This is a genomic window from Chromobacterium sp. HL1 (assembly GCF_057418835.1).
Map to the genome: position 1 here is coordinate 2,832,961 of NZ_CP162399.1, position 13,859 is coordinate 2,846,819.

Sequence of the window (13,859 nt, forward strand, 5' to 3'; positions counted from 1 at the left end):
CCCCTAGGGGCCGGCCGTCTACAGAGAACCACTCAGCGATTTACTTCCAGCTGGACGCCAACACCGGCTGCAAAGCCGCCTGATAGTTGTCCGGCAGGTTGACCTGGCCAGCGGCCGGCGGATTGAAGGCCGCCATCGCATTGACCAGCGCCTGCACCTGACTGGCCGCCAGGGCCTTGCCGTCGCCGGACTGGAGGGTCTCGATCTGGTTCGCGGCATTGCCGAACCAGTTGTTAATCGACACCTTGTCCTCAGTGCCGATCACGCTGACCTCCAGGCTGGCGCCCTGACGCTTGAACCACAGCTGGTCGGCATTGACGCCTTGGCCGAACTTCAACACATCCTGGCCGCCGGTGTCGGTGATGCCGTCCTGGCCATCGCCGCGCTCGAACTGATAGGTGTCGTTGCCGTTGCCGCCCTCAAGCACGTCGTTGCCGCGGCCGCCGACCAACAGATCATTGCCCTCGCCACCGTACAAGGCGTCATGGCCGCCGTTGCCAACCAGCCAATCGTCAAGCGCGCCGCCGCGCAGGGTATCGCCCAGCTCGGTGCCCAACAAGGGCACGCCCTGCTTCATCAACTGATCGGCGGTCCACTTCGTGCCGGAAGCGAAGGTGATCTGTTCGATCCAGTTCAGCTGATCGCCAAACCAATCCTTCACCGTCACGCTGTCCTGGCCGTTGATGTGGCGGAACACCATGTCGTTGCCGCTGCGCAGCACCTGGATATCGCTTTCCTTGATATCCGCGCCGAACACCAGTTCATCCCGGTACGAATCTTCCGCGCTGACGCGGTAGGCCCGATCGATGATCACGTCCTGACCGTCGCCCAAATTGAACAGATAGATGTCGCGGCCGTAACCGCCGGTCAGCGTGTCGTTGCCGATGCCGCCTTCCAGCGTGTTGTTCCAGCTGCTCCACGCCACTGTCAGCTGATCGTTGCCGGCGCCGCCGCGCAGCGTATCGCGCTCTTCGCGCCATGAGCCGCCTTCGTTACCGCCAATGATCACGTCGTCGCCGTCGCCGCCTTCCAGCAGGTCGGTGCCGTTGCCGCCGTACAGCGTATCCTTGCCGGCGCCGCCGCGCAGCGTGTCGTTGCCTTCTTCGCCGAACAGGCCGTCGTCGCCGGCACCGCCTTCCAGCAGGTCGTTGCCGTTGCCGCCGTACAGCGAATCGTTGCCGCCGTTGCCCAGCATCCAGTCATCGACATTGCCGCCGCGCAGCGTGTCGCCCAACTCGGTGCCAATCAGCGGCACGCCCTGCTTCATCAACTGATCGGCCGTCCACTTCACGCCGGAAGCGAAAGTGATCTGTTCGATCCAGTTCAGCTGATCGCCGAACCAATCCTTCACCGTCACGCTGTCCTGGCCGTTGATGTGGCGGAACACCATGTCGTTGCCGCTGCGCAGCACCTGGATATCGCTTTCCTTGATATCCGCGCCGAACACCAGTTCATCCCGGTACGAATCTTCCGCGCTGACGCGGTAGGCCCGATCGATGATCACGTCCTGACCGTCGCCCAAATTGAACAGATAGATGTCGCGGCCGTAACCGCCGGTCAGCGTGTCGTTGCCGATGCCGCCTTCCAACGTGTTGTTCCAGCTGCTCCACGCCACTGTCAGCTGATCGTTGCCGGCGCCGCCGCGCAGCGTATCGCGCTCTTCGCGCCATGAGCCGCCTTCGTTACCGCCAATGATCACGTCGTCGCCGTCGCCGCCTTCCAGCAGGTCGGTGCCGTTGCCGCCGTACAGCGTATCCTTGCCGGCGCCGCCGCGCAGCGTGTCGTTGCCTTCTTCGCCGAACAGGCCGTCGTCGCCGGCACCGCCTTCCAGCAGGTCGTTGCCGTTGCCGCCGTACAGCGAATCGTTGCCGCCGTTGCCCAGCATCCAGTCATCGACATTGCCGCCGCGCAGCGTGTCGCCCAACTCGGTGCCCAACAAGGGCACGCCCTGCTTCATCAACTGATCGGCCGTCCACTTCACGCCGGAAGCGAAAGTGATCTGTTCGATCCAGTTCAGCTGATCGCCAAACCAATCCTTCACCGTCACGCTGTCCTGGCCGTTGATGTGGCGGAACACCATGTCGTTGCCGCTGCGCAGCACCTGGATATCGCTTTCCTTGATATCCGCGCCGAACACCAGTTCATCCCGGTACGAATCTTCCGCGCTGACGCGGTAGGCCCGATCGATGATCACGTCCTGACCGTCGCCCAAATTGAACAGATAGATGTCGCGGCCGTAACCGCCGGTCAGCGTGTCGTTGCCGATGCCGCCTTCCAGCGTGTTGTTCCAGCTGCTCCACGCCACTGTCAGCTGATCGTTGCCGGCGCCGCCGCGCAGCGTATCGCGCTCTTCGCGCCATGAGCCGCCTTCGTTACCGCCAATGATCACGTCGTCGCCGTCGCCGCCTTCCAGCAGGTCGGTGCCGTTGCCGCCGTACAGCGTATCCTTGCCGGCGCCGCCGCGCAGCGTGTCGTTGCCTTCTTCGCCGAACAGGCCGTCGTCGCCGGCACCGCCTTCCAGCAGGTCGTTGCCGTTGCCGCCGTACAGCGAATCATTGCCGCCGTTGCCCAGCATCCAGTCATCGACATTGCCGCCGCGCAGCGTGTCGCCCAACTCGGTGCCAATCAGCGGCACGCCCTGCTTCATCAACTGATCGGCCGTCCACTTCACGCCGGAAGCGAAAGTGATCTGTTCGATCCAGTTCAGCTGATCGCCGAACCAATCCTTCACCGTCACGCTGTCCTGGCCGTTGATGTGGCGGAACACCATGTCGTTGCCGCTGCGCAGCACCTGGATATCGCTTTCCTTGATATCCGCGCCGAACACCAGTTCATCCCGGTACGAATCTTCCGCGCTGACGCGGTAGGCCCGATCGATGATCACGTCCTGACCGTCGCCCAAATTGAACAGATAGATGTCGCGGCCGTAACCGCCGGTCAGCGTGTCGTTGCCGATGCCGCCTTCCAACGTGTTGTTCCAGCTGCTCCACGCCACTGTCAGCTGATCGTTGCCGGTGCCGCCGCGCAGCGTATCGCGCTCTTCGCGCCATGAGCCGCCTTCGTTACCGCCAATGATCACGTCGTCGCCGTCGCCGCCTTCCAGCAGGTCGGTGCCGTTGCCGCCGTACAGCGTATCCTTGCCGGCGCCGCCGCGCAGCGTGTCGTTGCCTTCTTCGCCGAACAGGCCGTCGTCGCCGGCACCGCCTTCCAGCAGGTCGTTGCCGTTGCCGCCGTACAGCGAATCGTTGCCGCCGTTGCCCAGCATCCAGTCATCGACATTGCCGCCGCGCAGCGTGTCGCCCAACTCGGTGCCCAACAAGGGCACGCCCTGCTTCATCAACTGATCGGCCGTCCACTTCACGCCGGAAGCGAAAGTGATCTGTTCGATCCAGTTCAGCTGATCGCCGAACCAATCCTTCACCGTCACGCTGTCCTGGCCGTTGATGTGGCGGAACACCATGTCGTTGCCGCTGCGCAGCACCTGGATATCGCTTTCCTTGATATCCGCGCCGAACACCAGTTCATCCCGGTACGAATCTTCCGCGCTGACGCGGTAGGCCCGATCGATGATCACGTCCTGACCGTCGCCCAAATTGAACAGATAGATGTCGCGGCCGTAACCGCCGGTCAGCGTGTCGTTGCCGATGCCGCCTTCCAGCGTGTTGTTCCAGCTGCTCCACGCCACTGTCAGCTGATCGTTGCCGGCGCCGCCGCGCAGCGTATCGCGCTCTTCGCGCCATGAGCCGCCTTCGTTACCGCCAATGATCACGTCGTCGCCGTCGCCGCCTTCCAGCAGGTCGGTGCCGTTGCCGCCGTACAGCGTATCCTTGCCGGCGCCGCCGCGCAGCGTGTCGTTGCCTTCTTCGCCGAACAGGCCGTCGTCGCCGGCACCGCCTTCCAGCAGGTCGTTGCCGTTGCCGCCGTACAGCGAATCGTTGCCGCCGTTGCCCAGCATCCAGTCATCGACATTGCCGCCGCGCAGCGTGTCGCCCAACTCGGTGCCAATCAGCGGCACGCCCTGCTTCATCAACTGATCGGCCGTCCACTTCACGCCGGAAGCGAAAGTGATCTGTTCGATCCAGTTCAGCTGATCGCCGAACCAATCCTTCACCGTCACGCTGTCCTGGCCGTTGATGTGGCGGAACACCATGTCGTTGCCGCTGCGCAGCACCTGGATATCGCTTTCCTTGATATCCGCGCCGAACACCAGTTCATCCCGGTACGAATCTTCCGCGCTGACGCGGTAGGCCCGATCGATGATCACGTCCTGACCGTCGCCCAAATTGAACAGATAGATGTCGCGGCCGTAACCGCCGGTCAGCGTGTCGTTGCCGATGCCGCCTTCCAACGTGTTGTTCCAGCTGCTCCACGCCACTGTCAGCTGATCGTTGCCGGCGCCGCCGCGCAGCGTATCGCGCTCTTCGCGCCATGAGCCGCCTTCGTTACCGCCAATGATCACGTCGTCGCCGTCGCCGCCTTCCAGCAGGTCGGTGCCGTTGCCGCCGTACAGCGTATCCTTGCCGGCGCCGCCGCGCAGCGTGTCGTTGCCTTCTTCGCCGAACAGGCCGTCGTCGCCGGCACCGCCTTCCAGCAGATCGTTGCCGGCCCCGCCGTACAGGGTGTCGTTGCCGGCGCCGCCGAACAGGCTGTCGTTGCCTTCATTGCCGAACAACTGGTCATCCCCGGCCAGGCCGAAGATCACGTCATTGCCCTTGGCGCCCTTCAGCGTATCCGCGCCGTCGGTGCCGTTCAGGGTCACGGCCGCCAAGCTGATCAGCTCGAGCAGACTCCAGCTGCCGCCGTTGGCGAACACGATGCTGCCGGACCATGAGCTCTGAACCGACATGCCGGCCTGGATGGTGATGCTGTCCACGCCGTTGCTATGCCGCAGCACCACATCGTCGCCAATGCGCACCACGGTGATGTCGGTCACCGAAATCCCCACGCCGAAGCGGATCTCCTCGTAGCTGCTCCAAGCGAGGTTGACGCCCTTTTCGCCATAGCGAATGGTGTCCTGGCCGTCGCCCAGATTGAAGATATAGACATTGCGCCCGGCGCCGCCTTCCAGCACGTCGTTGCCTGCGCCGCCCTTCAAGGTGTCGTTGCCGCCGCGGCCAATCAGGGTGTCGTTGCCGGCGCCGCCGTCCAGCAGGCTGCCGCCCGCGCCGCCGATCAACACATCATTGCCGGCGGTGCCGATATAGATACCGCTGGCCCACTGATTGATCTGCACTGAGGTCCAGCTGCTGCCGTCGGCGAACACCACGCCGCCCACCCAGTTGCTCTGGCTGAGGAACCAGCCCTGGATCAGCACCGAATCCACGCCGTTGACGTGTTGCAGCAACACGTCGTCGCCCACGCGCACCACGGTGATGTCGGTCACCGAGATGCCGGCGCCAAAGCGGATTTCGCTCTGGTGGCTGACGCTGACGTTCAAGGAGTTGTTGATCACCACGTCGCGGCCGTCGCCCAGATTGAAGACGTAAATGTCTTGGCTGCCGCCGCCCTTGAGGGTGTCGTTGCCCTTGCCCCCTTCCAGGATGGACACGCCGCCGCCTGCGCTGATCAACACATCGTTGCCGGCGCCGCCTTTCAGGGTGTCGTTGCCGCCGCCGCCGATCAGCACGTCGTCGCCGTCGCCGCCGTCCAGCAGGTCATGGCCCTTGCCGCCCTTGAGGATGTCGTTGCCGCTGGTGCCGATGAAAATGCCCGCGGCGAACTGATTGATCTGCACCGAAGTCCAGCTGCTGCCGTCGGCGAACACCACGCTGCCCACCTGGGACAATTGGCTGCTGAACCAGCCCTGGATGCGCACCGAGTCGCTGCCGTTGACGTGTTGCAGCACGATGTCGTCGCCTACGCGCACCACGGTGATGTCGGTCACCGAAATCCCCGCGCCAAAGCGGATTTCGCTGCTCATGCCCACCGATACGTTCAGCGAGTTGTTGATGACGAGATCGCCGCCGTCGCCCAGATTGAACACATAGATGTTCCGGTCCGCGCCGCCGCGCAAGGTGTCGTTGCCCTTGCCGCCGTCCAGGATCACCGTGCCGCTGCCGGTGGCGATCAGCACGTCGTTGCCGTTGCCGCCGCGCAAGGTGTCGTTGCCGCCGCCGCCAATCAGCGTATCGTCGCCGTCGCCGCCTTCCAGCAGATCGCTGCCGCTGCCGCCGTGGAAGGCGTCGTTGCCGCTGCCGCCCACATAGACGCCTTTGACAAACTGGTTGATCTGCACCGAGGTCCAGCTGCCGCCGTCGGCGAACACCACGCTGCCCACTTGCATGCTCTGGCTGCTGAACCAGCCCTGGATGCGCACCGAGTCGCTGCCGTTGACATGCTGCAACAGCACGTCGTCGCCCACACGCACCACGGTGATGTCGGTCACCGAAATGCCCACGCCGAAGCGGATTTCGCTGCTCACGCCCACCGACACATTCAGCGAATTGTTGATGATTACATCGCTGCCGTCGCCCAGATTGAACACATAGATATTGTGTTCGCTGCCGCCTTGCAGGGTGTCGTTGCCCTTGCCGCCTTCCAGGATGGCCGTGCCGCCGCCGCTGCTGATCAGCACGTCGTTGCCGGCGCCGCCCTTCAGGGTGTCGTTGCCGCCGCCGCCGATCAGCGTATCGTCGCCGTCGCCGCCGTCCAGCAGATCGCCGCCCTTGCCGCCGGTCAGCACGTCCTTGCCGCTGGTGCCGCCCGCGGCCACCACCATGGTCAAGAGCTCGGCCGCGCTCCATTTGGAGCCGTCGGCGAACAGCACCACGCCGGCCCAGCCGGTCTTGTCGACCAGGCCGTTCTTGACGCGGATGCTGTCCTGGCCGTTGACATGCAGCAGCAGCAGGTCGTTGCCGGCGCGCAGTACGCGGATGTCCTTGGCGCTGATGCCGGCCTTGAAGCGGATTTCGTCGTTGGCGCTCAAGGCGGCGATCTTGCCGATCTGGGCACCGTAGTTGATCAGGTCGCGGCCGTCGCCCACGCCGAAGACGAAGGTTTCACGGCCCTTGTTGCCGATCAGCACATCGCCGCCGGCCCCGCCTTCCATCGTGGTGTGGCCGCTGACACCGCCTTGCAGCTGGTCGTCGCCGGCACCGCCGCGCAAGGTGTCCTCGCCGCCGTTGCCGATCAAGGTGTCGTTGCCGGCGCCGCCGTCCAACAGATCGGACTGACCGGAGCCCAGCAGCAGATCGTCGTCGTCGCCGCCGGTCTGCACTTCCAGCAGTTTCTGCGTCAGTTCCGCGCCCAGCCAGACGCTGCCGTCGGCGAACACGATCTGGCCATGCCAACCATGCTCCAGGCTGAAGCCCGCCTGGATGGTGATGGAGTCGCGGCCGTTGGCGTGGATCAGCACGATGTCGTCGCCCTGGCGCTCCACCCGGATGTCGTCCACCGAAATGCCGACGCCAAAGACAATGCGGTCCTGCAAGGTCACGCTGACGTCCACACCGTGCGCGGCGATCACGTCCGCGCCGTCGCCCAGGCCAAACTGGTAAATCTCCGCGCCGGCGCCGCCCACCAGGGTGTCGTTGCCCGCGCCGCCGATCAGCACGCTAACGCCCGCGCCGCCGCTGACCAGCACATCATTGCCCAGGCCGCCGATCAAGGTATCGTTGCCGCCGCCGCCGATCAGCGAATCATCGCCTGCGCCGCCGTCCAGCAGATCGCTGCCTTCCCAGCCGATCAAGGTATCGTTGCCGCTGCCGCCCAGCTGGGTCAGCTTGATATCGGCCTGGGTCCAGACCACGCCTTCGGCGAACACGATGCGCTCGATACGGCTGGACGCGCTGGCGAAATAGCCTTCCACCACCAGGCGGTCGCTGCCGTTGACGTGGATCAGCACCAGGTTGTCGCCCTGGCGGCTGACGCTGACGTCCTTGACCAGGATGTCGGCGCCAAAACGGATTTCGTCTTTCACCGACACGTCCACGCCGCCGGCGTCGCGAATCACGTCCACGCCGTCGCCCAGGTTGAACAGGTAAACATCGGCGCCGGCGCCGCCGATCAGCAGATCGTTGCCGCGACCGCCGTGCAGCACATTGTTGCCGCTGCCGCCGTCCAGGGTGTCGTCGCCGTCGCCACCCAGCAAGGTGTCGTTGCCGTCTTCGCCAAACAACTTGTCATTGCCGGCGCCGCCGTCCAACAGATCGTCGCCGCCGCGGCCGTTCAGCACGTCATTGCCGCCCAGGCCGATCAGATGATCCTTGCCCAGCCAGCCGTTGAGGATTTCCTTGCGCTCGCTGCCGGTCTGCACGATCACGCGCTGCGCCAGATCGTTAATGCCCCATTCGCCGCCGTCGGCGAATACGATGCGCTCGATCCAGAAGCTCTTGTCGGCGAACCAGCCCTTGATGGTGACCGCGTCGTCGCCGTTGCGGTGGGACAGCAGCAAATCGTCGCCCACATGCTCCAGCTGGATATCTTCCGGGCGGATGCCCGGGCCGAAGCGCAACTCGTCGCGGTAGGCCGGATCGCTGTCCGCCGCGTCGCGCTTGTCCTGGGCGTTGTCGGTGATGGTGTCGAAACCGTCGCCCAGATTGAACAGATAGATGTCCTTGTCCGCGCCGCCGATCAGGGTGTCGTTGCCCTCGCCGCCGGCCAACACATTGTTGCCGCTGCCGGCATTGAGCAAATCGTCGCCGGCGCCGCCTTCCAGCGTGTCGTTGCCTGCATAGCCGTTGAGCACGTCGTCGCCGGCGCCGCCCTGCAGCAGATCATTGCCGTCATAGCCGTTCAAGGTGTCGTTGCCGGCACCGCCCTTGAGCACATCGTCCTGCGGGCTGCCTTCCAGCACGCCGCCCAGGTCGCTGCCCGTTACGCTTGTCGTCATAACTTGTTTCCTTATCAATATTTGTTTGTGTCATCACGCACTACGATTTACTGCTTGGTACTGCTCTTGCCGGTTCCACCGCCTAAGAGCCTGTTCAAAGTCTGCTGCGCTTCGGCGATACGGCGTTGAAACCCCCTTCGAAATACTCGTGTACCACTTGTACATTCCGCTTTCTCAGTGGTTTTCGCCTTGTCTCGCCCTTGCTCACGAGACTTTGAATAGGCTCTAAGCCGCCTTCACTCCGCCGGCAAACCCAACAACCGTCGATAGCCCCCCAGCCCCGCCTCCACGCTGTAACGCGCCGCCGTCTCCCGCGCCGCACGCCGCAGCCCGCCGCCGTCCGTCTCCAAGGCCGCCCCCACCTTCTCCGCCAACGCCGCCGCGTCGAAGAAGTCGGTCAGCTCGCCGTTCTCCCCGTCCCGGATCACTTCCCGCACCGGCGCGGTGTCCGAGGCCACGATGCGGCAGCCGCTGGCCATCGCTTCCAGCAGGCTCCACGACAGCACGAAGGGATAGGTCAGGTAGACATGGACCGCCGACACTTGCAGCACCTTTCGGTAAACCTCGTACGGCACCTTGCCCAGGAAGTGCACCCGCTCCGGGTCCACCGGCTTGTCACGCAGCAGTTTTTCGCGCCAGTGGGCCGCGTCGCGCGGCGCGCTGCCGTAGCTGACGCCGTCGCCGCCGACGATGACGATCTGGCTGTCCGGCCGTTGCCGCAGCAGCGCCGGCAGCGCGCGCATGAAGCTGTGGAAGCCGCGATAGGGTTCGAGGTTGCGCGCCACATAGCTGACGATGGGCTGGCCGGCGCGCAGCGTCCGGCCGTTGGGCAGGGTCAGCGTCGCCGTCGGGTCCGGCCCCAGTTGGCCGCAGCGGATGCCTTCGTGCTGGATCTGCACACTCGGCCGGTAGGCCGCCGGGTGCAGGCTGTGTTGCCAGTGGGTGGGGGTGACGCTGTGATCGGCGTGTTCCAGGTTGAGCAGGTGCAGCGCGTTGCGCGCCCGCAGCCGCGCCGCGCCGTCCAGGCTCAGCGGGAATTCCGGGTCGAAGTCGGCGTCGGCCCCTTGGCCGTGGTAGTAGTACTCGCTGTAGTGGATCAGCCGCGCCGCCGGGAACAGGTCTTTGAGGAACAGGGTTTCGCCCCAGCCGGGGTGGGCCAGGATGACGTCCGGCCGGTAGCCGCGCTGTTGCAGCGGCTGCAAGGCGCGCAGCACCGCCTGGCCGTGCAGCACCGCGTCTTCGTAGCTGTGCAGATAGGGGTGGGTGTGCCGGTGCGGGCCGCGGTGCGGCCGGTAACGCAGCAGTTTGACGCCGGCCAGGCCGGGCGCGCTGTCGCGCCCCACCGCCAGCAGTTCGATGTCCGGCCGCTGTTTGAGGTGTTCGGCGATGTGGCGCAGCTGGCCGGGGAAGTTTTGGTGGATCAGCAGCAGTTTCATCTCAGCGCTCGCGCAGGCCTTCGCCCACGTGCTGTTGCAGCGGACTCAGGAAGTAGTCGATCACCCGCCGCCGACCGGTCTTGATTTCCGCGCTCACCGTCATGCCGGCGCTGAGCCGCACCCGCGCGCCGTCTATGCTCAGGTGGTCTTGCTTCAGCCGGATCCGCGCCAGGAACACCAAGCCCTTCTTCTCGTCTTGCATCGCGTCGTGGCTAACGCTGTCCACCACGCCGTCCAGGTAGCCGTAGCGGGTGTAGGGGAAGCTTTCCACTTTGACGGTGGCCGCCTGCCCCGGCCGCACAAAGCCGATGTCTTTGTTTTCGATCTGCGCTTCGATTTCCAGCGTTTCGTCCCGCGGCACCACCGCCAGCAGCGGCTGCGCTTCGGTGACCACGCCGCCCACGGTGTGGATGGCCAGTTGCTGCACGCTGCCGGCCACCGGCGCGGTCAGCCGGGTCAGCGCCTGCCGTTGGCCGGTCTTTTTCTGGTCTTCGCCGTATTGGCGCATTTGTTCGCGCGCTTCGCGCAGTTTGTCGAGGGCCTCGCTGCGGAAGTTGGCTTGCAGCGCTTTGCGCTCTTGTTCTTGCCCGGCGATGGCGGCGTCGAGTTCTTGCAGCCGGCTTTGCTGGCTGGCCAGGTCGCCTGCCTGTTCGATGCGCGCTTGTTGTTTGTCGAGGTAGGCGTGCTTGGAGATGAAGTTCTTGGCCAGCAGGTCTTGGTAGTCGTGTTCGCGCGCGGCGGCGATGCGGCCGGTGGCTTGCAGTTTGCTCACTTGCTGGCGGGTGGTGGCGTGTTCGGCCTGGCGTTGGCGCAGGGTGGCGTTCAGCGCTTCGAGCTTGGCCTGGTAGCCGCGCCATTGGCCCAGCGCCAGGCTTTCTTCGGCCAGTCTCTGGCTGTCGGCGGCGCCGGGGGTGGCCGGCAGCTGCGGCAGCCGGCCGCTGTCCAGCGCGTTCAGCAGCGCCTGGTAGCGCGCGGCGGCCAGCGCGGCGGCGGCGTGGGCGTCGTCGGCCTTTTGTTTGTCGGCGCTGGCGCCGGTGGCGTCCAGTTCGATCAGCACTTGGCCGGCCTTGACTTGCTGGCCGTCGCGCACGTGGATGGCTTTGACCACGCTGGGTTCCAGCGGCTGCAGGATTTTGGTGCGGCCGCCGCTGACGGTCTTGCCGCCGGCGACGGCGACGATGTCGAGCTGACCCAGCGCGGACCACAGCAGCGCGATGAGGAACAGCGCGCCGATCAGGCGCATGCTCCACATCGGCAGCGGGGACAGCGGGCTGTCGGTCAGTTCCAGATGGGCGGGCAGGAAGGCCAGTTCGTCTTCGCGCCGCGGCTGGGGGTCCAGTTGATGGCGGATGGCCCAGTGCGCGGCAAAGGCCTGCCGGTAGCGCCGCGCGAAGTCGCGCAGCGCGTGCAGTTGGTGCTTCATGTACGGGTTTATCCTTGTTGCAGGCTGTGCAGGCGGGCGTAGTAGCCGTCGGGCTGGCGGAGCAGGTCTTCGTGGCGGCCGCTTTCGACGATGCGGCCTTGGTCCATGGCGATGATGCGGCTGGCGCCGCGCACGGTGCTCAAGCGGTGGGCGATGATGAGCACGGTGCGGCCCTGACAGATGGCGCGCATGTTTTGCATGATCGCGCGTTCGGATTCGTAGTCCAGCGCGCTGGTGGCTTCGTCCAGGATCAGGATGCGTGGGTTGCTGATCAGCGCGCGGGCGATGGCGATGCGCTGGCGCTGGCCGCCGGACAGGCTGGCGCCGTGTTCGCCCACCATGGTGTCGTAGCCTTCGGCCTGTTCCATGATGAAGTCGTGGGCGCCGGCCAGTTTGGCGGCGTGGATCACGTGGTCCAGCGCCAGCCCGGGGTCGGCCAGCGCGATGTTGTCGCGGATGCTTTGGTTGAACAGCAGGTTTTCTTGCAGCACCACGCCGATCTGCCGCCGCAGCCAGGCCGGGTCCGCCAGCGCCAGGTCGTTGCCGTCCACCAGCACGCGCCCGGATTCGGGCACGTACAAGCGTTGCACCAGTTTGGTCAGCGTGCTTTTGCCGGAGCCGGAACGGCCGACGATGCCGATGACTTCGCCGGCCCGGATGTCCAGGCTGAGGCCGCGCAGGATTTCCGGGCCGTCCGGCCGGTAGCGGAACACCACCTGGTCGAACTGGATGCGGCCCTGGATCGCCGGCAGCGCCGCGCGGCTGGCCGGCAGTTCGCTGCGGGTGTTGAGGATGTCGCCCAGCCGTTCCACCGAGATGCCGATCTGCTGGAAGTCTTGCCACAGTTGCGCCAGCCGCACCACCGGCGCCGCCACCTGGCCGGCCAGCATATTGAAGGCGATCAGCTGGCCGACGGACAGCTCGCCGGCGATCACCAGCCGCGCGCCCAGCCACAGGGTGGCGACGGTGACCAGTTTCTGGATCAGTTGCACGCCGTTCTGGCCGATATTGGCCAGCCGGGTGACGCGGAAGCCGGCGGCCACGTAGGCGGCCAGCTGGTTGTCCCAGCGCCGGGTCATGTGCGGTTCCACCGCCATCGCCTTGATGGTGCCGATGCCGCCCACCGCTTCCACCAGGAAGGATTGGTTGTCGGCGCCGCGCGCGAACTTCTCGTCCAGACGCCGCCGCAGCAGCGGGGTCAGCCCGGCCGACCACAGCGCGTAGCACGGCAGCGACACCAGCACGATCAGGGTCAGCCAGCCGCTGTAGTACCACATCACCGCCAGGAACACGAAGGAGAACAGCAGGTCCAGCACCGTGGTCAGCGCCTGGCCGGTGAGGAAGTTGCGGATGTTGTCCAGCTCGCGCACCCGCGCCACGGTGTCCCCCACCCGCCGCGCTTCGTAGTAGGCCAGCGGCAGCGCCAGCAGGTGGCGGAACAGCCGCGCGCCCAGTTCCACGTCGATGCGGCTGGTGGTGTGGGCGAACACGTGGCTGCGCAGCGCCGACAGCGCCACATTGAACAGCGACAGGATCAACAGCCCGACGGCGATCACGTCCAGGGTGTTGAAGGCGCGGTTGACCAACACCTTGTCCATCACCACCTGGAAGAACAGCGGCGTCACCAGCGCGAACAGCTGCAACACCAGCGACACCGCCAGCACTTCCAGCAAGAGCTTGCGGTATTTGACGATGGCCGGCACGAACCAGGTGAAGTCGAACTTGGCCAGCGCCCCCGCCGCGGACGCGCGCGAGGCCATCAGCAGCAACCGGCCGGCGTAGCGCGCCGTCAGCTCCGCCTGGCTCAGCACTTGCGGCCGGCCGTGCTTGAGGTCGTGGATCAGCACTTTGTCGCCATCGCAGCGGGCGATGATGAAGTGTTCGCCGTCCGGCCGCAGCGCCAGCGCCGGCAAGGCGGTCAGGCTGAGGCGGTCCGGGCTTTGTTTGACGATGCGGGCTTTAAGGTCCAGGCCTTTGGCGGCCAGCAGCAGGTCGGTTTCGCTGAAGGGTTCGGCCTGGCGGCCGTATTGGTGGGTGAGTTGCGCCGGGTCGGCGGCTACGCCGTGGAACTGGGCCAGCAGGACCAGGCCCAGCAAGCCCAAATCGCTGATGTTTGCGGAGGAGGCAGAACCGTCCGTATCCGTTTGAGCAAGCATAATGACCGATTGTA

Annotated in this window: 4 protein-coding genes; all 4 read right to left on the bottom strand. The window is 65.5% G+C overall.

Annotated elements, in window-relative coordinates; genetic code table 11:
- Window positions 1-40: 40 nt before the first annotated feature.
- Window positions 41-8,830: a calcium-binding protein gene (locus tag AB1Z25_RS12715; RefSeq protein WP_486635388.1), complete on the bottom strand. Its 8,790-nt coding sequence runs from the start codon at window positions 8,828-8,830 to the stop codon at window positions 41-43.
- A 236-nt stretch (window positions 8,831-9,066) separates the two neighbouring features.
- Window positions 9,067-10,266: a glycosyltransferase family 4 protein gene (locus AB1Z25_RS12720; protein ID WP_486635389.1), complete on the bottom strand. Its 1,200-nt coding sequence runs from the start codon at window positions 10,264-10,266 to the stop codon at window positions 9,067-9,069.
- Window position 10,267: 1 nt separating this feature from the next.
- A complete protein-coding gene (locus AB1Z25_RS12725; protein ID WP_486635390.1) occupies window positions 10,268-11,689 on the bottom strand; it encodes an HlyD family type I secretion periplasmic adaptor subunit in 1,422 nt (473 codons plus the stop codon).
- An 8-nt stretch (window positions 11,690-11,697) separates the two neighbouring features.
- Complete coding sequence (locus AB1Z25_RS12730; protein ID WP_486635391.1) at window positions 11,698-13,845, bottom strand: type I secretion system permease/ATPase; 2,148 nt, start codon at window positions 13,843-13,845, stop codon at window positions 11,698-11,700.
- Between the last annotated feature and the right edge of the window lie 14 nt (window positions 13,846-13,859).